Here is a 19,757-nt window from a genome sequence, read left to right on the forward strand (position 1 = left end):
AGTGTAGGAACCGGGGCAAGCCCCCGTGCCCGCCCGGCATACATTGGGTGGGTGAGCGACCTCGGAGCCCGGCTGCGCGCCCGCGGCAAACGGCTCACGACGCAGCGCGAACGCGTGCTCGCGGCCGTGGGCCGGCTCGGTCACGCCACGCCGGAGCAGCTCGCCGAGTCCGTCGCCACCGACGGCGGGCCGGCCCTGCCGGTCTCCACCGTCTACCGCTCGCTCGAGGCGCTCCAGGAGCTCGGGCTCGTCGGGCACACCCACGTCGACCACCGGGTGCCCAGCTACCACCTCGCCGAGCACGCCACCCACGTCCACCTGCTGTGCCGCGGCTGCGGGTGGGTGGGCGAGCTGCCGCTCGACGTCGCCGACGAGCTCGTCGCGCGGGTCGACGCCGAGGTCGGCTTCGCCGCGGACGTGAGCCACGCCGCGGTCCACGGACTGTGCCGCACCTGCCGGGAGGACCCATGACCACCACGACCGCCGCCCCCTCGCCCCTGCTCGGCCGGCACGGCGCCGTCGAGGCCGAGGGGCCCGACGCCGGCGTCGCCGCGCACTACGGCGACCCGATGCGCGAGCAGCGCCTGCTCGCCGAGGGCCTCGCCGTCGTCGACCTGTCGCACCGCGGCGTCGTCACCGTCACCGGCCCGGACCGGCTCTCCTGGCTGCACTCGATGACGACCCAGCAGCTGGCGGGCCTGGCGCCGCGGGAGTCCCGCGAGACGCTGGTCCTCTCGCCCAAGGGGCACGTCGAGCACGCGGTCCACGTCGTCGACGACGGCACGACCGCGTGGCTGACGGTCGAGCCGGGCTCCGCCCCGGCCCTCGTCGCGTGGCTGGAGTCGATGCGCTTCATGCTGCGGGTCGAGGTCGCCGACGTCACCGCCGACTGGGCGGTGCTCGGGGAGCCGGTCGGCACCGAGTCCGCAGAGGGCGAGCCGCTGGCCTGGGTCGACCCGTGGCCGGCGCTCGTCGGGGACACCGCCGCCTACGGGCCCGTCGACGGGCACCCGGCGCACGGCCGGGCCTGGCGAGAGCTGCTCGTGCCGCGCGCGGAGGTCGAGGCCGCCGTGGGTGACCGGCCGACGGCCGGGACGTGGGCGGCCGAGGCGCTGCGCGTCGCGGCGTGGCGTCCGCGCTGCGGGCACGAGACCGACCACCGGACCATCCCGCACGAGCTCGACTGGCTGCGCACCGCCGTCCACCTGCACAAGGGCTGCTACCGGGGGCAGGAGACCGTGGCGCGGGTCCACAACCTCGGGCGGCCGCCGCGCCGGCTCGTCTTCCTCCACCTCGACGGCTCGGGGCACGTGCTGCCGGACGCGGGGTCTCCGGTGGTCGTGGGGGAGCGCGAGGTCGGCCGGCTGACGTCCGTGGCGCGGCACCACGAGGACGGCCCGATCGCGCTGGCCGTGGTCAAGCGGTCGGTGCCGACGGACGTCGATCTTCTCGTCGACCGCATCGCCGGCGCGCAGACCGTCGTCGTCTCCGCCTGAGCGCCGAAGATCCTGCGGCTCGGCCGGGTGACCGGCCTGCCATGATGGCGGCATGACGACGCCCTCCGCCGGGGCCACCGGCACCCTCATCACCGTCGCGCCCACGGGGGCCGAGCACGCCAAGGCGGACCTGCCGCAGCTGCCGACGACGCTCGAGGAGGTTATCGACACCGCGCGCCGCTGCGAGGCCGCCGGGGCCTCGCTCATCCACCTGCACCTGCGCGACGCCGAGCACCGGCCGACCCTGGACGCCGGCCTGCTGCGCGAGGCGGTGCGCGCCGTCCGCGAGGCCACCGACCTCGTCGTCCAGCTCTCCACCGGCGGCTCGGTCCACGACCCGCTGGAGCAGCGGCTCACCGTGCTCGACGCCGAGCCGGACTCGTGCTCGCTCACCTGCGGCACGACGAACTTCGGCGACGACGTCTTCCTCAACCCCTGGCCGTTCATGAGCGCGCTGTACGTCCAGGCGCAGGAGCGCGAGGTCGTGCCGGAGTTCGAGCTCTTCGACCTCGGCCACGTGCACGCGCTGCGGCGGCTGCTCGACACCCACGGCCTGCCCTTCGGCGGAGCGGTCCACGTCGACTTCGTCACCGGGGTGCCGGGCGGGATGCCCGCGACGACGGCCGCGCTCATGGCCGGGGTGGCGATGCTGCCCGCCGAGGTGACCTCCTGGTCCGCCACGGGCATCGGGCGCGGTCACCTGCCGGTCATGGCCGCGGCGCTCTCGGCCGGCGGGCACCTGCGGGTCGGGATGGAGGACAACGTCGTCCTGCGGCGGGGGCGGCTCGTCGAGCACAACGACGAGCTCGTCGCCCGGGCCGCCGAGCTCGCGACGCTCCTGCAGCGGCCGCCGCTGTCGTGCGAGGACGCGCGCGGGCTGCTCGGGGTGAAGGACCGTCGCTCGCGCGGGTGAGCACGGCGGCGGCCGGTGCCGGCGTCCGCCCCTCGGCCGCACCGGTCGCCCGACGCGCGCCGATGGGTGGGGAGGGCCGGCCGGCTGGCAGGGGGCTGAGACCGCGGGGTCCGGGGTTCGGGCCGGTGAACCTCCTCCGGGGAATCGGTGGGCATAATCCCGAGTTATGGCTTCCATGGCTTCACTGATCGGGTTCCCCGAGGTCGTCAACGAGAAGGCGGCGCGCACCGTCGCCGCCGGGGTCGTCGTCCTGACCGCCCTCGTGCTCGCCCTGGCGGGCCTGCTCGGCACCGGGTGGCTGTGGGCGAGCGCCCTGCTGGCCGTCGGGTTCGCGCTCCGCGTCGCCGCCGGGCCCCGCATCGACCCGCTCGGTCGCCTCGCGGCGCACGTCGTCGCCCCGCGCCTCGGGCTGCCCCGGTTCGCCGCCGGCGCCCCCAAGCGCTTCGCCCAGGGCATCGGCCTGGCGGTCACCGGCGGCGCCACCGTGGCCGTGGCCCTCGGTGCCCCCGCCGTGGCCGTCGGCCTGCTCGCCGTGCTCCTGATCTTCGCCTCCCTCGAGGCCGGGCTGGGCTTCTGCGCCGGGTGCTGGATGTACGGCCGGCTCATCGCGCTCGGCGTCCTCCCCGAGGACGCGTGCGCGGACTGCGCCGACATCAGCCGCCGCACCCGCGTCACCGCCTGACCCCGCGCCCGCCGCACCGGCGGGCGCCTCGTCGTCACCGTGTGGCCACGCTCACGCTTGCCTGAGTTTGCATTCTGCTAACCAGAGCAAGCACAATGGATCCGTGAGCAAGAACCCGCTGAACGACCTGGGCGAGAGCCTCGGCGAGTACCTGCGCGAGCAGCGCACGTCCGCCAAGCTCTCGCTGCGTCAGCTGTCCGAGCTCGCCGGGGTCTCCAACCCCTACCTGTCCCAGATCGAGCGTGGTCTCAAGCGACCCAGCGCCGAGATCCTCCAGCAGCTGGCCAAGGGCCTCGAGGTCTCCGCCGAGTCGCTCTACGTCCGGGCCGGCATCCTCGACGCCGAGCCGCAGGCGGCCACGCCCGACACCCCCGACGTCCGCCGGGCCGTCAGGCAGGACGCCCTGCTCACGGACCGGCAGAAGAAGACGCTCCTCGACATCTACGAGTCCTACGTCGAGGACGTCCCCCGGCACTGACGCCGCACCGCCCCCGGCAGCGTCGCCGACCGGGCACCGAACCCGCACCCGTTGCACCGAAGAAGGAGTCCGCCATGGCCGTCATCGACGACCTCCGCAAGAACCTCGACACCACCCCGTTCTACGCCCTCGCCGGCGTCACCGACCTCGCCGTCGAGAAGGTCCGCGAGGCCCAGAAGCGCGCCGACGCCGCCCGCGCCGACCTCGCCCCGTCCGCCGTCCAGGCCCGCGCCACCGCGTACGCCGGGCAGGTCAAGGACCTCCCCACCCTCGCGATCAACCAGGGCCTCGTCGTCGGCGGCAAGGTCTCCGAGGGCTACGACGCCTTCGCCGTCCGCGGCAAGTCGGTCGTGAACCGCATCCGCGGCCAGAAGGCCACCCAGGACCTCGTGGCGCAGGCCGAGACGACGATCGCCCAGGCCAAGGGCGCCGTCACCACGGCCCGCCACGCCGCCTCGGAGATCGAGCGGTCCGCGAAGGCCACGGTCACCACCGGTCGCAAGGAGGCCGTCAAGGTCGCCACCGTCCTCACCGACTCCGTCGCCGAGGAGGCCAAGGAGGCCCAGACCGAGGTCGCCGCCTCCGCCAAGCGCACCCGCTCGGCCGCCAAGCGCACGAGCACGACGACGAAGAAGGCCACGAAGCGCACGACCTCGTCGACCAAGGCCGCCGGCACGAGCGCGAGGAAGACCGCCAAGAAGGCCCCGGTCGCCGCCGAGAAGGCCGCCGAGAAGGTCGGCGACTGACCGACCTCCACCCGCCGCGCCCGACCGCCCGCCGACGGTCACCGGCACGGCCGCACCACCCGGAGCGCGTCCTCCCCACGGAGGGCGCGCTCCGGCGTCGTCCCCCGGCCCCGGACCCGCCGCGCCCCCTGGCTAGGGTCGAGGACGTGCCGACCGCCGACCCCCACGCCCGCCCCCGCCCCACCCCGCCCGCGCTCGCCGACGCCCCGGTCCTGGCCCACGTCGTGCGCGGCGGCGTCGTCGAGTCGGTGCACCGCGCGAGCGTCGCCGTCACCGGCCCCGACGACCGCCTCGAGCAGGTGTGGGGCGACGCCGAGGACCCGGTCTTCCCGCGCTCCTCGCTCAAGCCGCTGCAGGCCGTCGCCATGCTGCGCGCCGGGCTCGACCTCCCGCCGCCGCACCTGGCGCTGGCCTGCGCCAGCCACAGCGGCGAGGCGTTCCACCTCGACGGGGTGCGCGCGGTGCTCGCCGACGCCGGCCTCGCCGAGACCGACCTGCGCAACACCCCCGACCTGCCCTACGACCCGCTGGAGCGCGACGCCTGGGTCGCCGCCGGCCGCCCGCCCCGCGCGCTGGCGCAGAACTGCTCCGGGAAGCACGCCGCGATGCTCGCCACCTGCCGCGGGCGCGGGTGGGACCTCGACACCTACCTCGACCCCGACCACCCGCTCCAGCGGCTGGCCGCGGAGACGACGCAGGACCTCACCGGCTCGCCGGTCGCGGCCACGGTCGTCGACGGCTGCGGGGCGCCGGCCTTCGCGGTCCCGCTCGCCGGGCTGGCCCGCGCCTTCGGCCGCCTCGCCGCCGCCGACCCCGGCACCGACGAGGGTCGGGTCGCCGCCGCCGTCCGCGCCCACCCCGACCTCGTCGGCGGGACCCGCCGCGACGTCACCGCGCTCCTGCGCGGCACGCCCGGCGTCGTCGCCAAGGAGGGCGCCGAGGCCGTCCACGCCGTCGGACTGCCCGACGGGCGCGGAGTCGCCCTCAAGGTCGTCGACGGTGGCTCGCGCGCCCGCGCCGTCGTCCTCGCCGCGGTGCTGCGGCGGCTCGGGGTCGCCTCCGACGCCTACGACCGGCTCGAGGACGCCCCCGTGCTCGGCCACGGCGAGCCCGTCGGGGCCGTCGTCGCCGCCGACCTGGGAACCACCGTCCGCGTCGTCGACCCCGCCGGGCCCGGGACCCCGGCGGAGGGGACCGCCGGATGAGGACCGTCCTGCAGCGCGCCCGCAGCGCCTCGGTCACCGTCGGCGGCCGCGTCGTCGGCGAGCTGCCGGGCCCCGGGCTCGTCGCCCTGGTCGGCGTCACCCACGACGACGGCGCCGAGCAGGTGGCCCTCACCGCCCGCAAGATCGCCGACCTGCGCATCCTCGACGGCGAGCGCTCGGCGTCCGACGTCGGCGCCCCGGTCCTCGTCGTCAGCCAGTTCACGCTCTACGCCGACACCCGCAAGGGGCGCCGGCCGTCGTGGAACGCCGCCGCGCCGGGCCCGGTCGCCGAGCCGCTCGTGGCCGCCGTCGTCGAGGCGCTGCGGGGGCGCGGGCTCGAGGTCGCGACCGGCGTCTTCGGGGCGCACATGGAGGTGGCACTGGTGAACGACGGCCCCGTGACCATCGTCCTCGACTCCTGACACCTACTCTTGTCCCATGCGAAGCCTCCTCCTCGTGCAGGGCTGGATCACCCTCCTGCTGTCGATCGCCGCCCTGGGCGTCGAGGCGTTCGCCCTCGTCGACTGCCTCCGCCGGCGCCCCGACGCGTTCACGGCGGCCGGCAAGCGCACGAAGACGTTCTGGCTCGTCGTCACCGGCGTCGCCGTCCTGCTGGGCATCGTCGCCATCGGCTCGACCCGCCTGCTCGGCGTCATCGCGATCATCGCGGCCGGGGTCTACCTGGCCGACGTCAAGCCGGCGCTGGAGCAGGTCATGGGCCGGGGGAGCGGCCGCTCCGGCCCCTACGGGCCCTGGTGACCCGCGTCCCCACCGGTCGTCGCTGACCCGCCGGGCGCGACTGCGTCCCACGCGACCGTCAGCTCCCCGAGCCGCCAGCGCGAGGGACCCCCGAGCACCGGCCACCCGGCGTCCCGTACCGCGCGGACGGCGGCGACGAACCGTTGGCGCATCCCGAAGGACGCGAGCGCCGACTGCCGCGCGAACGCGTCGTCCAGCGCCGTGAGCAGCGCGTGGACGCCCTCGCCCGGCACGTTGCGGTGGATGAGCGCCTTCGGCAGCCGCTCGGCGACCACGCCGGGCCGCTCCAGGCCGCGCAGCCGCCACGAGAGCGTCAGCGACCCCGGGCCGTCGGCGGTCACGGCCACCCAGGCGGCGAGACGGCCCACCTCGTCGCAGGTGCCGTCGACGAGCAGCCCGCCGGGCGCCAGCCGGTCGACGACGGCGGCCCAGGCCGCGGGGACCTCCGCCTCGTCGTACTGCCGCAGCACGTTGAAGGCGCGGACGACCAGCGGGCGCCCGCCGCCGGGGACCGGCACCTCGAAGCCGCCCCGCACGAAGCGCAGGCCCGGGCCCTCCAGCGGCCGGGCCGCGGCCACCCGCTCGGGGTCGATCTCGACCCCGACGACCCGCACGTCCGGGCGCAGCGTCCGCAGCCGCGCGGCGAGCTCGACGGTCGTGACCGGCGAGGCGCCGTAGCCGAGGTCGACGACCACCGGGTCGGGTCCGGCGCGCCGCAGCCGGGCCGCCTCCGGGCCGAGCAGCCAGCGGTCGCAGCGCCGCAGCCGGTTCGGGTTCGTCGTGCCGCGCGTCACGACGCCCACGGGTCGCTCGGAGGGCACCCGCTCAAGGGTAGGCCCGCCGCGCGCCCCCACGCCGTCCGCCGGACCGGCGGCGAGGGCCCGGACGGGCCCGGGACGGGCGGGGTGGGGGTCCGGCGAGCAGGTCCGGCGCTTACGCTGACCTCGTGCTGGAGCGGGTGCGTGCGCGGGGCCGCGAGGGCGATGTCAGCCTCTCGATGGTCTCGCTCGTGCTGTCGCTCACGGCGGCGCTCGTCCTCGGGCTGACCACTTGGGTGCCCAAGGTCCTCGCCCGCGACATCGGCATCACCGACGCCGAGCCCGGCCTGCTCCAGGTCGCCCAGAGCGCGTTCGGGGTGCAGTCGCTCGGCGCCGGGCTCACCGTCACCCTGTACGACCGGGGCTTCCGCCTCTCCCGTGGCAGCACGATCCTCGCCGACACCGTGACCAAGGGTGCGCCCGTCGTCGCGATGTTCGGGACGGTGAGCGACGACGGCGAGCACCCGCGCGAGCACGTCACCTCCGTCCTGTCGGCGGTGAGCATCGCGGCCGTCCAGCGCCAGGACGACGCCGTCACCTACAGCGGGGTGGTCTACAGCGAGACCGAGAGCCGGCCGCTGCGCATCACCTTCGAGCCGCTCGACGGCCGGATCCGGATGGACGTGGCCGTCCAGGGCGCCTCGGCCATCGCCGTCAACCTCGACTGGCGACCGGCGACCATCGGGATCGCCCCGGCGCTGCCGGAGCGCAACCTGCGGCAGCGCGCGTACTGGGTGGACCCCACCGTGGTCGAGCAGCCCGCCTTCACGTGGATCCTCGGCACCGACGTCGCCATCGGCCCGGTGGGCGTCGAACGGTCGGTCGACCTGCGCCAGGACGGGCGCATCGCGATCCACGTCTGGTCGCCCCGGGCCGTCGTCACCGTGACCGACACCCCGGTCCTGCCCGTGGAAGAATGACGCGATGAGCGCACCGGCCGGGGGCGGACGGCCCCGACGGGTCGCGATGGTCACCGTCCACACCTCGCCGCTGGACCAGCCGGGCACGGGGGACGCCGGCGGCATGAACGTCTACGTCCTCGAGACCGCGCGCCAGCTCGCGCGACAGGGCACCGCCGTCGACCTCTTCACCCGGACCACGAGCGCCGCCCAGCCCGACCTCGTCGAGGTCGAGCCCGGCGTCGTCGTCCGGCACGTCGCCGCCGGCCCCTACGAGGGCCTCTCCAAGGAGGACCTGCCCGGCCAGCTCTGCGCCTTCGCCGCCGGGATGATGCGGGTCGCCGCGCACGCACCCCCGGGCTACTACGACCTCGTGCACTCGCACTACTGGCTCTCGGGGCAGGTCGGCTGGCTGGCCGCGGACCGCTGGAGCGTGCCGCTCGTCCACACGATGCACACGATGGCCCGGGTCAAGAACCTCCACCTCGCCGACGGCGACCGCCCCGAGCCGCTCGGCCGGGAGATCGGCGAGGCCCAGGTCGTCGAGGCCGCGGACCGGCTCGTGGCGAACACCGGCCGCGAGGCCGGCGAGCTCGTCGACCTGTACGGCGCCGACCCGGCCCGCGTCGCCGTCGTCGAGCCCGGGGTCGACCTCGCGGTCTTCGCGCCCGGCTCGCAGGCCGAGGCGCGGGCGCGCGTCGGGCTCCCCGCCGACGCCGTGCTCCTGCTGTTCGTCGGGCGCATCCAGCCGCTCAAGGGGCCCGACGTCCTCGTCCGGGCCGCCGCCGAGCTCGTGCGGCGCCGGCCCGACCTGCGCGAGCGGGCCGTCGTCGCGGTCCTCGGCGGCGCCAGCGGCACCGGCGTGACGACGCCGATGGGCCTGGACGCGCTCGCCGACCGGCTCGGCATCGGCGACCTGCTGCGGGTCGTCCCGCCGGTGGACCGGCCGACCCTCGCGGACTGGTACCGCGCGGCGGACGTCGTCGCCGTGCCCTCGCACAGCGAGTCCTTCGGGCTCGTCGCCGTCGAGGCCCTGGCCTGCGGGACGCCGGTCGTCGCGGCCAACGTCGGCGGCCTGCCGACCGCGGTGGGCGACGGCGGGCTGCTCGTCGACGGCCACGACACCTCCGCCTGGGCCAGCGCCCTCGGCCGGGTCGTCCTCGACCCCGGGCGCCGGGCCGGGCTGTCCCGGCGGGCGGTCGAGCACGCCCAGGGGTTCGGCTGGGCCCGGACGGCGGGCCGGCTGCTCGAGGTCTACACCGAGGCCCTGGCCCGCCCCAAGGAGCTGTCGATCCACGACGCCGAGCGGCTCACCGGCATCCCCCCGGCGGTCATCCCGTGAGCGCCGACGCCCTGCTCGCCACCGTCCGGGACTTCCTGGACTCCGCGGAGATCGAGTACGAGACCGGCGCCCGCGACGACGAGGTCGTCGTGTCGCTGCCCGGCGAGAAGAAGCTGCGGGTCGTCGTCTCGCTCGTCTGCGGCGAGGACGCGCTGTCGGTGTCGGCGTTCGTCGTCCGCAACCCCGACGAGAGCCACCGGGACGTCTATCGCTTCCTCCTCAGCCGCAACCTGCGGCTGCCCGGGCTCGCCTACGCCGTCGACCGGTCCGGCGACGTGTTCGTCACCGGACGGGTCCCCGCCGCCGGGGTCGACGCCGACCAGCTCGACCGGCTGCTCGGGGTCGTCCTCACCGCCGTGGACGAGCCGTTCAACGAGCTGCTCGTCCTCGGCTTCCTCACCTCGATGCGCAAGGAGTGGGCCTGGCGGGTCGACCGCGGCGAGAGCCTGCGCAACCTCGAGGCGTTCCGGCCCATCCTCGAGCGGCCCGGCGACCCCCCGCGCGCCGAGGGCTGAGCCGGCCGCGTGACCGCGGTCACGTCCTGGCTAGGGTGGACGCCATGAGCGAGCACACGCTGGTCCTGCTGCGCCACGGCGAGTCGGTCTGGAACGAGAAGAACCTCTTCACCGGCTGGGTCGACGTCGACCTCACCGAGAAGGGCCGTGGCGAGGCCGTGCGCGGCGGCGAGCAGCTGCGCGACGCCGGCCTGCTGCCCGACGTCGTCCACACCTCGGTGCTGCGCCGGGCGATCACGACGGCGAACCTCGCCCTGGACGCCTGCGACCGGCACTGGGTGCCGGTGCACCGCAGCTGGTGCCTCAACGAGCGGCACTACGGCGCCCTCCAGGGGCTGGACAAGGCCGCGACGCGGGAGAAGTACGGCGAGGACCAGTTCATGCAGTGGCGCCGCAGCTTCGACGTGCCGCCGCCGCCCATCGAGTCCGGCAGCGAGTACGACCAGACCGGTGACCCGCGCTACGCCGGGGTCGACGTGCCGGCCACCGAGTGCCTCGCCGACGTCATCCCGCGGATGATGCCCTACTGGGAGAACGAGCTGCAGGCGGACCTCGCCGAGGGCCGGACGGTGCTCGTCACCGCCCACGGCAACAGCCTGCGCGCGCTGGTCAAGCACCTCGACGGCATCGGCGACGACGAGATCGCCGGCCTCAACATCCCCACCGGGATGCCGCTGGTCTACCGCCTGGGTGAGGACTTCCTTCCCACCGGCCCCGGCGAGTACCTCGACCCCGACGCCGCCGCGGAGGCCGCCGCCGCCGTCGCCAACCAGGGTCGCTGAGGCGCGCTGACCGAGCGCCGGTCGCGGTGACCGGCCGAGCGGCTCAGCCGCTCGTGTCGGGCGTGATCCCGAGCCAGGACGGCGGGTCCTGCGGGTCCAGCAGGTCCCGACCAACCGGGGGGACGCCGTCGAAGGTCGTGCGCCCGCGGGCGTCGCGCACGATGAGGCGCCACCGGCCCGAGCCGTCGCCCCGGTCGACCGGCACGACGACGACGTCCCCGCGCAGCGGCACCCGCGGTGAGCGGGGTCCGGACGCCCCGCGGCGCGGCACCAGCTGGACGTCCGCTCCGCCCCCGGGCACGACGACGAGGTAGCGCGCGACGTCCGGCGGGGCCCCGGCCAGGGGGACGACGACCGGCGCCGACCGCTCCCGGGCGGGGACGACGACCGGGCTCAGGGTGAGGCTCGAGGTGCCCTGCGGCGTCCGGTCGACCACCTCCAGCTGTCGCACGACGGCACCGTCGGGCGTCGTCGTCGTCCCGAGGCGCACCCGGCCGTCGGAGCGGGCGTACTGCGAGGTCGGGTCGAGCACACCGCCCGCGGTGTCGCTGTCGACGACGAGACGCGTGCGCAGCGACCGCCGGGGCACGCCGGTGGCCGAGGCGACGTAGCGCGGCAGGCTCTCGACCAGGTCCTGGCCCGCCGGCCGGTGGTACGCCCAGCCCGTCGGGGCCGGGACCGGGCCGTCGTAGCCGCCGCTGCGGACCCGGGCGGCGACCCCCCACGGGGCGTCGAGGTGCAGGGCGCCGACCCCGTCGCGCAACCGCACCGGGAGGAAGGTGCGCTCGGCGGACCCCGCCTTCGTCGGGTGCACCACCGGGGCGAAGTCGGCGCCGGTGGCCCGGGGCGGGGCGAGGACGAGCAGGGTCGCCCCGGTGGGGTGGGGCAGGCCCAGGGCGACGAGCTCGAGGATGCCGCTGAAGGAGTCGGGGCCGTACTCGACGGGGGTGAGCTGCTCGGCGGGGGCGCCGACGCTGCCCGCCCACACCGTGACGACCGGGCGCCGCCGCGCGTCGCGGCCGGGGGAGAGCGCGACGACGACCCGGACGTCGTCGACGTCGCCGGCGTAGACGACGGTGGACCCCGGCGCCTCGCGGCGGACCCGGGCGTCGATGCCGAGGTCGTTCCCGAGGAGGCCGCGCGCCGGCCAGTTCGTCGTGAGCGTCCAGACCGGCGAGTCCGGTCCCGTCGGGGTGGGCGCCGCGACGGTGGGCAGCGCGGAGCGGACCGGAGCCGCCGGGGTGCGGGCCGTCGACCCGCCGAGGGCCCACCAGACGGCGCCCCCGGCCAGGGCCGCGGCACCGCCTCCCACCAGGAGGCTGCGGCGGCGCGTCCCGCGGACCCGCTCGGCGACGAGCGCCGCGGGGTCCGGCGGCCCGGGCCGGGAGTCGGCGGCGGTGCGCAGCAGCTCGGTGAGGTCGGCGTCCGCCCGGCCGTCGTCCGGCGCGAGCCCCGCGGCCCGGCGTCCCTCCGCGTGGGCGCGGCGCACCCGGTCGCGGGCGGCGGCCGTGGCCGCCTCGAGGGCGACGCCGTCCCGGCCGAGCAGCGCGGCGAGCTCTGCCGGGGACACGAGCCACACGGCGTCGGCGGCGAGCGCGGCGCGGACCACGGGGTCCTCGCGGGTCAGGGCGGTCAGCAGCGCCCGGGCCACCTCGTCGTCGACGCCGGACCGGACGGCACCGGTGACGAGGTCCGCGGGGTCGGGGCCCGCGGCAACCGGCCCGACGGGCTCGACGGACCCGGGCTCGCCCGCGGGCAGCCGGACGAGCAGCGCCCGGCGCACGGCGGCCGTCGGTGCCCCCGACGCGAGCGCGTCGCTCCAGCCGGCCCGCAGGTCCGCGAACGCGGCGGTCGTGAGGTCACGGGCGGCGTCCGCGTCGAGGGTGGCGAGGAGCGCCACGGCCTCGACCTCCGGCCACCGGGCCGCGACGAAGCCGGCGAAGTCGTCGTCGACCACGGCCGTCATGGCTCCATCCTCACCCGCGGGCGCTGGCCACGGGCGAGCGGGCTCCGGGTCGGGTCGGTCGCCGTCAGAGGTCCCAGAGGTCCAGCAGGTCCCGGCCCTGGACCGGCTCGTCGTCGTAGAGGATCCGGCCGTCGGCGTCCCGGACCCGGAGGGTGAACGGGTAGCTCGCGGGCTCGCGCAGGACGGCCACGCCGTCGACGACGCGGACCGGCCGGCCCCGGTCCCCGCCGGACGGACCGCGCACCTGCACCGTGGCGGCGGCGGGAGGACCGACCACGAGCATCGTCGTGCCCTCGGTCGTCTCGCCGTAGAGCATCTGGACGGCGGGAGCGTCGGCGGCCGCGGCCGGGATGACGAGCGGACCCTCGCCGTAGGAGCTGGCCACCCCTCCGCGGTCCCGGGTCTCGACCCAGGTGCTGCGCACGACGGCCGAGCCCGGCAGGGTCGCGAGGACCACCCGCAACGTCCCGGTCGCGCGCGGCGAGCCGAGACCCCTGGTCCCCCGGCGCAGCCGGTAGCGGGTGACGCTGACCGTGACCCGGTCGGGGGCCAGGCCGGTGGCGGCCGCGACGCGCTCGAGGACCGCGCGCCGGGCCGTCGCCGGGCCGTAGGGGTCCCACTCGCTCGCGTCGAACACCCGGGGGAGGGCGCCGTCGAAGTCGTCGCAGCGCAGTCGCGTGGCGACACCGAGCGGGCCCTGGACCAGCCGCGTACCGACCCCGTCCCGCAGCTCGATCCCGGTCCAGGTGCGCACGATCGTCCCGTCGGGCCGGGGGTCCACGGTCCCCGACACCTCGGCGCGACCGACTCCCGGACGGGCCAGGACGAGGACGAGCGTGTCCTCCTCGTGCGGGACCCCGACGGCGACGACGTCCCGGGTCCCGTCCCGTCCGTACATCGCGTCCGGGGTGACGTCGGTCCGGGACAGGCGCTCCGCCGGGGTGCCGGCCGGTCCGTTCCACAGGATGATCGCCGGGCTGCTGCCGCCGTCGAGGTTGTCGGTCGCCGCCAGGGCGACCCGCAGCCCCTCGACGTCATGCGCGTAGAGCAGCGTGGCGTCGGTGGCGAGCGACGAGGTGAGCACCGAGGCGAACCGGGGGTCGGCGGCCAGCGCCCCCCGGGCGGGCCAGCTGCGCGGCGAGGACCATCGGGGGTCGTCCGCGGCCAGCGTGGACGGGCCCGGCGCGGAGGGCCGGGCGGCCGCGGCCCGTCCGTCGCCCCGGCCGGTGAGCACGGCCGTCCCCCCGGCGCCGACCGAGGCGAGCCCCGCCGCCGCGACGAGGAGGTGGCGGCGGCGCAGCCGGCGGGTGCGCAGGCGAACCAGCGCCTCCGGGTCCGGCACCGGTCCCGCGACGTCCGCGACCCGGTGCAGCACGTCGGCGAGGTCGGTGTCGAGCCGGTCGTCGGCCGGCCCCAGGCCCTCGGCCACCCGGCCCGCGCGGTGGGCCTCCAACAGCCGGCCGCGCGACGCGCCCACGTCCGCGAGCAGGCCGTCCCGTGACGGGCCGAGCAGCGACTCCAGGCCGCCGGCCGGCAGGTCCCAGAGCAGCGCCGCGGCGCCGGCGGCCCGCACGGCCACGGTCTCGCGGGCGAGGGCGTCGAGCAGCGCCTGCTCGACGCCGCCCTCCGGGGCCCCGACGGCCGCCCGGACCTCGGGGTCGACCGGGTCCGCGCCGGCCGGCAGGGGGTCCGGGGACCGGCGTCTCCGCCGCGGCGCCAGCTCCGCGAGCAGGGCGCGGCGCACGGCCGCGGTGGGGGCGCCGGACTCGTTCGCCTCCGCCCAGCCCGCGTGCAGGGTGGCGAAGGCGGCGGTCGTCGTCTCCCGGGCGGCCGCCGGGTCGAGGGTCGCGGCGAGGGCCACGGCCTCGACCTCGGGCCAGCGCGCGGCGACGAACCCGCCGAACTCCTCCGCCCCCGTCATCGCCCCATCATCCTCGACCCCGGGCCCACGCGGGCCGCGACCCGCGAACCCGGCCGATGCCGACGGGTGACCTGCGCGGAGGCCCGGACGCGCCACCGACATCGTTCTACACTCGCTGCGACGAAGGAGAGACGATGGCCGCGACCTCCCCGACGAGTGCCCAGCAGCTCCTCGACGCCTCGATGGACGTCCAGCTCGCCCGGCGCGCCTGGCTCGCCCGGGGTGACGCCCGCCGCCAACAGGTGCGCGGGACCCCCGCGGAGCTCGACGCGTACGTCCACGCCGCCTGCGTCGCGTCGGCGGAGTGCCTGTCCGCCACCCAGCTGTCCGCGATCGGGGCCCACGCCTGGGAGCGTCGCCGGGCGCTCACCCGCCTCGGCGCCCGGAACGGCACCCGGATGTCGACGGTCATGGACGTCACCCGGGCCCCGGTGGTCGCGGCCTCGCTTGGCGCCGACGAGGACGACCTGTCCGTCCGGGTCGGGCACGTCCCGATGCAGCTGAAGCTCCTCGACCGCACCACCGTCGTCGTCCACGGCTCCTCCGGGCCGGACGAGGACCCCGCCGTGGCGCTCGTCGACGACCCCCGGACGGCGGCGGCCGCCCTCGTGTACTTCCGGGCCCTGTGGCGGGTGGCCGCGCCGGTCCGGGCCGTGCAGTCGGTCGCGGACCGGGAGGAGCGCGTCCTGCGGCTGCTCGGCACCGGGCTCACCGACGACGAGATCGCGCGGGTGCTCGGGGTCAGCGTGCGCACCGTGCGGGCCGACGTGCGGCGGGTGCAGGACCGGCTCGGGGTCCGGGGCCGCTACCAGCTCGGCTACCGTCTCGGTCTCCGGGCGAGCCAGGAGACCGAGACGGTGGCCCCCCTCCGTGACCGGGGTCCCGCCGGGGACACACCGTCCGCCGGGGCCCGGACGCTGTAGCCCTCGCGGGCTCACCGCCCGCCGTGGACGCCCACAGCGGCGCCCACCGGAAACGGTAGGCACGCCCGCACGGGGTCGGTGCCGTCCTGCAGGTTCCTGCAGCGCGGACTCCCCGCGGGGTGGGTGGCTCAGACCGCCCGGCCGGTGGCGTCGTCCTCGGCGTCCTCGTGGCTGCCGTTGGCCTCGTTGCCCCACTCGCCGGTGACGATCCACACGACCCGCTCGGCGACGGACACGGCGTGGTCGGCGAACCGCTCGTAGTAGCGGCCGAGGAGGGTGATGTCGACGGCGGTCTCGGTGTCGTGCGGCCACTCGCTGCTCGTCACGTGCTCGAAGAGGTGCCGGTGCAGCCGGTCCATCGCGTCGTCGTCGGCCTCGATCTCGCGGGCGGCGGCGATGTCCCGGCCGGCGATGACCGACCCGGTCTTCTCGACGATGAGCTCGGCGACCTGGCCCATCTCCCGGAACGTCGAGCGCAGCTCCGCCGGCACGGCCGACTCCGGGTAGCGCAGGCGCGCGACCTTCGCGACGTGCCGGGCGAGGTCGCCCATGCGCTCGATGTCGCTGCTCATCCGCATGCTCGTGACGACGACCCGCAGGTCGGTGGCCACCGGCTGCTGCAGCGCGAGCAGGTCGAAGGACAGCAGGTCGATCCGCTCGCGGCGGGAGTCGATCTCGGCGTCGGCGGTGATGACGGAGTCGGCGAGGTGGACGTCGGCGTCGAGGAGGGCGGTCGTGGCCCGGCTCATCGCCGACGCGGCGAGATGGGTCATCTCGACGAGGCTCTCGGCGATCCGGTCGAGCTCCTCGTGGTAGGCCTTGCGCATCACGGGCTGCTGGTCCTCCGGTGGGATGGTCGTGGGGCGTGCGGAGCGGACACGGGGCGGCTCCGACGGCAGGCGCCACTGTCGCAGCCGGCGGTGAACCGCAGACGCCGCCGAGGTGAACTTCGGACGTCCGTGCACCGTAGCCGCCCCGGGCTGGTCGGGCGAGTCCGGGCTCGGTCGTACCCTGACGGCGTGGATGCGACGATCGCGGCCGTGCTCGGCGGGGGCGCCGGGCTGGTCATCGGTGCCGTCGCCGTGCTCGCGGGGCGCTGGTCCGAGCGGTCCTACGCCGACGACCCCGAGCCCGCCGAGCCGCCGCTGCCGCGCGGCGTCGGCGACGTGCTCTCGGTGCTGCGCTCGCTGGCCGTCGTCGTCGACGGTTCGGACGCCGTCGTCAACACCTCCGCCTCGGCGGTCTCCTACGGGCTCGTGCGCCACGGCGAGCTCGTCCACCACGAGCTGCGCCACCTGGCCCGCCAGGTGCGGCGCGACGGGGTGATCCGCGAGGCCGAGCTCGACCTCGCGCGCGGGCCCAACCCCGACGCCAGCGTCGTCATGCGGGTGCGGGTGGCGCCGCTCGGGGTCAACCACGTCCTGCTGCTCGCCGAGGACCACACCCACGCCCGTCGGGTCGAGGAGGTCCGCCGCGACTTCGTCGCCAACGTGAGCCACGAGCTGAAGACCCCCGTTGGCGGCATCAGCCTGCTCGCCGAGGCCGTGCTCGACGGCAAGGACGACCCCGAGGCCGTCACCCGCTTCGCGGAGCGGATCCGGGTGGAGTCGACGCGGCTCGGCCGCCTCGTCCAGGAGATCGTCGACCTCTCCCGCCTCCAGGTCGCCGACACCCTCCACGAGCCCGAGCTCGTCGAGGTCGACGAGGTGCTCGACGAGGCCCTGGACCGGGTCCGGGTCGCCGCCGACGCCCGCGGCATCGACGTCACCCTCGGCGCCGAGCGCGGGCTGCGGGTCTTCGGCGACCTCGAGCTCCTCGTCACCGCCGTGACGAACCTGCTGACCAACGCCGTGAACTACAGCGACGACGGGACCCGGGTCGGGGTGGGCGGCCGCCGGGTCGGCGACCTCGTCGAGATCACCGTCACCGACCAGGGCGCCGGCATCCCGGCCACCGAGCAGGAGCGGATCTTCGAGCGGTTCTACCGCGTCGACGCCGCCCGCTCGCGGGCCACCGGCGGCACCGGCCTCGGCCTGGCGATCGTCAAGCACATCTGCGCCAACCACGGCGGCGACGTCGCCGTCTGGAGCGAGCCCGGACGCGGCTCGACCTTCACGATGACCCTGCCCGTCGCGGCCGCCCCGGCCGACACGGACCACGCGGCCGATGACGACCTCGGCGTGGCCGCCGCCGCGCGAGGAGAGAGCAGCGCATGACCCGGATCCTGATCGTCGAGGACGAGGTGTCCTTCTCGGACCCCCTCTCCTACCTGCTGAGCAAGGAGGGCTACGAGGTCTCGGTCGCCGACAACGGCAACGACGCCCTCACCGACTTCGACGGGGCCGGCGCCGACCTGGTCCTGCTCGACCTCATGCTGCCGGGTCTCTCCGGGGTCGACGTGTGCCGGGCGCTGCGGCAGCGCTCCAACGTGCCGGTCATCATGCTCACGGCCAAGGACAGCGAGATCGACAAGGTCGTCGGGCTCGAGCTCGGCGCCGACGACTACGTCACCAAGCCGTACTCCTCGCGCGAGCTGCTGGCCCGCATCAAGGCGGTGCTGCGGCGCGGCGCCGAACCCGAGGACCTGCTGCCGACGACCGTCGAGGCCGGGCCGGTGCGGATGGACGTCGAGCGCCACGTCGTCACGGTGCGCGGCGCCCAGGTGTCCTTCCCCCTCAAGGAGTTCGAGCTGCTCGAGATGCTGCTGCGCAACACCGGCCGGGTCCTCACCCGGGTCCAGCTCATCGACCGGGTGTGGGGCAGCGACTACGTCGGGGACACCAAGACGCTCGACGTGCACATCAAGCGGCTGCGGGCCAAGGTCGAGGCCGACCCGGGGTCGCCGGTGCACATCCTCACGGTGCGCGGGCTCGGCTACAAGTTCGAGGCCTGAGCCGGGGCGGGCGACCGGCCGGGCTCGGTCCGGTCCGGGCGGGTCAGCCGCTGGAGCTGGCGCTCGGGCTCGGGCTGGCGCTGGGGCTCGTGCTCGCCGACGGGGAGGCGGAGGAGGACGGCGCCTGCGACGGGGTCGGCACGCTCGTGTAGTAGGAGGTGCGGTCCAGCACCGGCACCTCGACGACGTTGCGCCCGGCCTGCGCCGTCGTCACCGACAGCTCGACGAGCGCCCCGGGCGCGGCGGGGACCGCGGCCAGGGTCACCGGGGTGGTCTCGGAGAGGGAGGAGCCCGAGTAGGCCGGGACGGTCGTCGAGGCGCCCCGCCCGCCGGCGTCGCCGGAGAGGGCGAAGGTCACCTCGACCGCCTCGGCACCCTCGTTGACGGCCTGCCCGACGAGGACGCCGGCCGAGCCCTCGGCGTCGGTGACGACCGCGAGGTTGCGCAGGTCCAGGCCCGGCATCGTGAGGTCGACGCCGTCGGCCGGGATGTACGGGTAGTCGGTCTGGACCGGCGAGAAGACGCCGCACGCGGACACGACCAGCGTGGCGCCGGCGAGGCCGAGGAGGCGCAGGAACGTGGCAGCGCGGTTCGTCACGCGGTCAGGATAGCGGGGGCCGCGAGGGGGTCCGACAGACCTCCGGGCGCCCGCGCGCGATGCACGCGCACCGGCCTCCTGTCAAGACCCGATTTGGTCCGCCCGCGGTTCGCTTTGAGCCTCTGACCTGCGCAAACACCGCCCGCTCGCATTGGGCCGGACCGGCGTGTCGTGGTAGACTACTCCTCGCGAAAGGGGTCAACACCATATGGTTTTCAAGGTCGGCGAGACGGTCGTGTACCCGCATCACGGGGCCGCACGGATCGAAGAGATCAACACCCGCACGATCCGCGGAGAGGAGAAGCTCTACCTCAAGCTGAAGGTCGCGCAAGGCGACCTCGTCATCGAGGTACCGGCCGAGAACTGCGACCTCGTCGGCGTCCGCGACGTCGTCGACAAGGAGGGCCTGGACAAGGTCTTCGAGGTGCTGCGCACCCCGTACGCCGAGGAGCCGACCAACTGGTCGCGCCGCTTCAAGGCCAACCTCGAGAAGCTCGCCTCCGGCGACGTCATCAAGGTCGCCGAGGTCGTCCGCGACCTGTGGCGCCGTGACAAGGACCGCGGCCTGTCCGCCGGTGAGAAGCGGATGCTGGCCAAGGCCCGGCAGATCCTCGTCTCCGAGCTCGCGCTCGCCGAGAAGACCGACGAGGAGAAGGCCGAGACCATCCTCGACGAGGTCCTCGCGTCCTGACGCCCGGGTCGCCTCCGGCGACAGCGCACTGACGTGACCGACGCCCACGCCGCACCGCGCGGCGTGGGCGTCGTCGTCGTCGCGGCCGGGTCGGGCGCCCGGCTCGGGGCCGGTGTCCCCAAGGCGTTCG

Annotated in this window: 22 protein-coding genes; 17 read left to right on the forward strand and 5 right to left on the reverse strand. The window is 76.0% G+C overall.

Going from position 1 to position 19,757, the window contains the following annotated elements; genetic code table 11:
• The first annotated feature begins 51 nt into the window (after positions 1-51).
• From EPD83_RS01035 to EPD83_RS01075, 9 genes are all read left to right on the forward strand, one after another.
• Positions 52-471 (forward strand): Fur family transcriptional regulator, encoded by a 420-nt coding sequence (locus EPD83_RS01035; protein ID WP_128364951.1) that lies wholly within the window; start codon positions 52-54, stop codon positions 469-471.
• Positions 468-1,496: a CAF17-like 4Fe-4S cluster assembly/insertion protein YgfZ gene (gene ygfZ / locus EPD83_RS01040; protein ID WP_128364950.1), complete on the forward strand. Its 1,029-nt coding sequence runs from the start codon at positions 468-470 to the stop codon at positions 1,494-1,496. Before EPD83_RS01035 ends, ygfZ begins: the two co-directional genes overlap by 4 nt.
• Positions 1,497-1,548: 52 nt before the next feature.
• Positions 1,549-2,409, forward strand: coding sequence for a BKACE family enzyme (locus tag EPD83_RS01045; RefSeq protein WP_128364948.1), 861 nt, complete (start codon positions 1,549-1,551; stop codon positions 2,407-2,409).
• Between the two features lie 175 nt (positions 2,410-2,584).
• On the forward strand, positions 2,585-3,091 hold the full coding sequence (locus EPD83_RS01050) for a DUF4395 domain-containing protein (RefSeq protein WP_128364947.1): 507 nt from the start codon (positions 2,585-2,587) through the stop codon (positions 3,089-3,091).
• A gap of 103 nt (positions 3,092-3,194) precedes the next feature.
• A complete protein-coding gene (locus tag EPD83_RS01055; protein ID WP_128364945.1) occupies positions 3,195-3,569 on the forward strand; it encodes a helix-turn-helix domain-containing protein in 375 nt (124 codons plus the stop codon).
• Between the two features lie 74 nt (positions 3,570-3,643).
• Positions 3,644-4,315, forward strand: a complete 672-nt coding sequence (locus EPD83_RS01060) for a hypothetical protein (RefSeq protein ID WP_128364944.1) — start codon at positions 3,644-3,646, stop codon at positions 4,313-4,315.
• A 146-nt stretch (positions 4,316-4,461) separates the two neighbouring features.
• Positions 4,462-5,520 carry an asparaginase gene (locus tag EPD83_RS01065; RefSeq protein WP_128364942.1) on the forward strand — a complete coding sequence of 353 codons (1,059 nt, stop codon included), beginning with the start codon at positions 4,462-4,464 and terminating at the stop codon, positions 5,518-5,520.
• Positions 5,517-5,942 (forward strand): D-aminoacyl-tRNA deacylase, encoded by a 426-nt coding sequence (gene dtd, locus EPD83_RS01070; RefSeq protein ID WP_128364941.1) that lies wholly within the window; start codon positions 5,517-5,519, stop codon positions 5,940-5,942. The genes EPD83_RS01065 and dtd overlap by 4 nt, the downstream gene beginning before the upstream one ends.
• A gap of 16 nt (positions 5,943-5,958) precedes the next feature.
• A complete protein-coding gene (locus EPD83_RS01075) occupies positions 5,959-6,279 on the forward strand; it encodes a DUF2516 family protein (RefSeq protein WP_128364939.1) in 321 nt (106 codons plus the stop codon).
• Here the strand turns inward: EPD83_RS01075 and EPD83_RS01080 are convergent.
• The gene (locus tag EPD83_RS01080; RefSeq protein WP_205859360.1) at positions 6,264-7,100 is read right to left on the reverse strand and encodes a class I SAM-dependent methyltransferase; all 837 of its coding nucleotides are present in this window, start codon (positions 7,098-7,100) and stop codon (positions 6,264-6,266) included. The two genes, EPD83_RS01075 and EPD83_RS01080, sit on opposite strands and share 16 nt — an antisense overlap.
• 125 nt (positions 7,101-7,225) lie before the next feature.
• Here EPD83_RS01080 and EPD83_RS01085 point away from each other — a divergent pair, with 125 nt between their 5' ends.
• The 4 genes from EPD83_RS01085 to EPD83_RS01100 are packed head-to-tail and all read left to right on the forward strand — an operon-like array spanning position 7,226 to position 10,635.
• Positions 7,226-8,017, forward strand: a complete 792-nt coding sequence (locus EPD83_RS01085; protein WP_128364936.1) for a hypothetical protein — start codon at positions 7,226-7,228, stop codon at positions 8,015-8,017.
• A gap of 4 nt (positions 8,018-8,021) precedes the next feature.
• Positions 8,022-9,338 (forward strand): D-inositol-3-phosphate glycosyltransferase, encoded by a 1,317-nt coding sequence (mshA, locus tag EPD83_RS01090; protein ID WP_128364935.1) that lies wholly within the window; start codon positions 8,022-8,024, stop codon positions 9,336-9,338.
• Complete coding sequence (locus tag EPD83_RS01095) at positions 9,335-9,853, forward strand: type III secretion system chaperone family protein (protein WP_128364933.1); 519 nt, start codon at positions 9,335-9,337, stop codon at positions 9,851-9,853. The genes mshA and EPD83_RS01095 overlap by 4 nt, the downstream gene beginning before the upstream one ends.
• A gap of 44 nt (positions 9,854-9,897) precedes the next feature.
• On the forward strand, positions 9,898-10,635 hold the full coding sequence (locus EPD83_RS01100; protein WP_128364931.1) for a phosphoglyceromutase: 738 nt from the start codon (positions 9,898-9,900) through the stop codon (positions 10,633-10,635).
• Positions 10,636-10,678: 43 nt separating this feature from the next.
• Here the strand turns inward: EPD83_RS01100 and EPD83_RS01105 are convergent, their stop codons facing one another.
• Both EPD83_RS01105 and EPD83_RS01110 read right to left on the reverse strand, forming a co-directional pair.
• Positions 10,679-12,601, reverse strand: a complete 1,923-nt coding sequence (locus EPD83_RS01105) for a thioesterase domain-containing protein (protein ID WP_128364929.1) — start codon at positions 12,599-12,601, stop codon at positions 10,679-10,681.
• 64 nt (positions 12,602-12,665) lie between these two features.
• A complete protein-coding gene (locus EPD83_RS01110) occupies positions 12,666-14,522 on the reverse strand; it encodes a hypothetical protein (RefSeq protein WP_165566117.1) in 1,857 nt (618 codons plus the stop codon).
• A 134-nt stretch (positions 14,523-14,656) separates the two neighbouring features.
• Between EPD83_RS01110 and EPD83_RS01115 the strand changes: the two genes are divergently transcribed.
• The gene (locus EPD83_RS01115) at positions 14,657-15,445 is read left to right on the forward strand and encodes a helix-turn-helix transcriptional regulator (RefSeq protein WP_165566118.1); all 789 of its coding nucleotides are present in this window, start codon (positions 14,657-14,659) and stop codon (positions 15,443-15,445) included.
• 128 nt (positions 15,446-15,573) lie between these two features.
• On the opposite strand, the gene phoU is transcribed toward EPD83_RS01115, so the two are convergent.
• Positions 15,574-16,272, reverse strand: a complete 699-nt coding sequence (gene phoU / locus EPD83_RS01120) for a phosphate signaling complex protein PhoU (protein ID WP_128368271.1) — start codon at positions 16,270-16,272, stop codon at positions 15,574-15,576.
• A gap of 192 nt (positions 16,273-16,464) precedes the next feature.
• Between phoU and EPD83_RS01125 the strand changes: the two genes are divergently transcribed.
• Complete coding sequence (locus tag EPD83_RS01125) at positions 16,465-17,661, forward strand: sensor histidine kinase (RefSeq protein WP_128368270.1); 1,197 nt, start codon at positions 16,465-16,467, stop codon at positions 17,659-17,661.
• Positions 17,658-18,338, forward strand: coding sequence for a response regulator transcription factor (locus EPD83_RS01130; RefSeq protein WP_165566119.1), 681 nt, complete (start codon positions 17,658-17,660; stop codon positions 18,336-18,338). Before EPD83_RS01125 ends, EPD83_RS01130 begins: the two co-directional genes overlap by 4 nt.
• Before the next feature lie 43 nt (positions 18,339-18,381).
• On the opposite strand, the gene EPD83_RS01135 is transcribed toward EPD83_RS01130, so the two are convergent.
• Complete coding sequence (locus EPD83_RS01135; protein WP_165566120.1) at positions 18,382-18,936, reverse strand: hypothetical protein; 555 nt, start codon at positions 18,934-18,936, stop codon at positions 18,382-18,384.
• A gap of 208 nt (positions 18,937-19,144) precedes the next feature.
• On the opposite strand from EPD83_RS01135, the gene EPD83_RS01140 reads away from it, so the two are divergent.
• Positions 19,145-19,627, forward strand: coding sequence for a CarD family transcriptional regulator (locus EPD83_RS01140; RefSeq protein WP_128368495.1), 483 nt, complete (start codon positions 19,145-19,147; stop codon positions 19,625-19,627).
• Positions 19,628-19,757 lie beyond the last annotated feature (130 nt).

The sequence above is a fragment of the Phycicoccus flavus genome (assembly GCF_004025965.2).
Taxonomy (GTDB): Bacteria; Actinomycetota; Actinomycetes; order Actinomycetales; family Dermatophilaceae; genus Phycicoccus; species Phycicoccus flavus.

Bases quoted from the DNA above. Each gene is read 5' to 3' on its own strand.
- EPD83_RS01045 (WP_128364948.1), top strand. From the start codon at position 1,549: ATGACGACGCCCTCCGCCGGGGCCACCGGCACCCTCATCACCGTCGCG.
- EPD83_RS01100 (WP_128364931.1), top strand. From the start codon at position 9,898: ATGAGCGAGCACACGCTGGTCCTGCTGCGCCACGGCGAGTCGGTCTGG.
- EPD83_RS01075 (WP_128364939.1), top strand. From the start codon at position 5,959: ATGCGAAGCCTCCTCCTCGTGCAGGGCTGGATCACCCTCCTGCTGTCG.
- EPD83_RS01105 (WP_128364929.1), bottom strand. From the start codon at position 12,601: ATGACGGCCGTGGTCGACGACGACTTCGCCGGCTTCGTCGCGGCCCGG.
- EPD83_RS01050 (WP_128364947.1), top strand. From the start codon at position 2,585: ATGGCTTCACTGATCGGGTTCCCCGAGGTCGTCAACGAGAAGGCGGCG.
- phoU (WP_128368271.1), bottom strand. From the start codon at position 16,272: ATGCGCAAGGCCTACCACGAGGAGCTCGACCGGATCGCCGAGAGCCTC.
- EPD83_RS01115 (WP_165566118.1), top strand. From the start codon at position 14,657: ATGGCCGCGACCTCCCCGACGAGTGCCCAGCAGCTCCTCGACGCCTCG.
- EPD83_RS01130 (WP_165566119.1), top strand. From the start codon at position 17,658: ATGACCCGGATCCTGATCGTCGAGGACGAGGTGTCCTTCTCGGACCCC.
- ygfZ (WP_128364950.1), top strand. From the start codon at position 468: ATGACCACCACGACCGCCGCCCCCTCGCCCCTGCTCGGCCGGCACGGC.
- EPD83_RS01060 (WP_128364944.1), top strand. From the start codon at position 3,644: ATGGCCGTCATCGACGACCTCCGCAAGAACCTCGACACCACCCCGTTC.
- mshA (WP_128364935.1), top strand. From the start codon at position 8,022: ATGAGCGCACCGGCCGGGGGCGGACGGCCCCGACGGGTCGCGATGGTC.
- dtd (WP_128364941.1), top strand. From the start codon at position 5,517: ATGAGGACCGTCCTGCAGCGCGCCCGCAGCGCCTCGGTCACCGTCGGC.
- EPD83_RS01110 (WP_165566117.1), bottom strand. From the start codon at position 14,522: ATGACGGGGGCGGAGGAGTTCGGCGGGTTCGTCGCCGCGCGCTGGCCC.
- EPD83_RS01140 (WP_128368495.1), top strand. From the start codon at position 19,145: ATGGTTTTCAAGGTCGGCGAGACGGTCGTGTACCCGCATCACGGGGCC.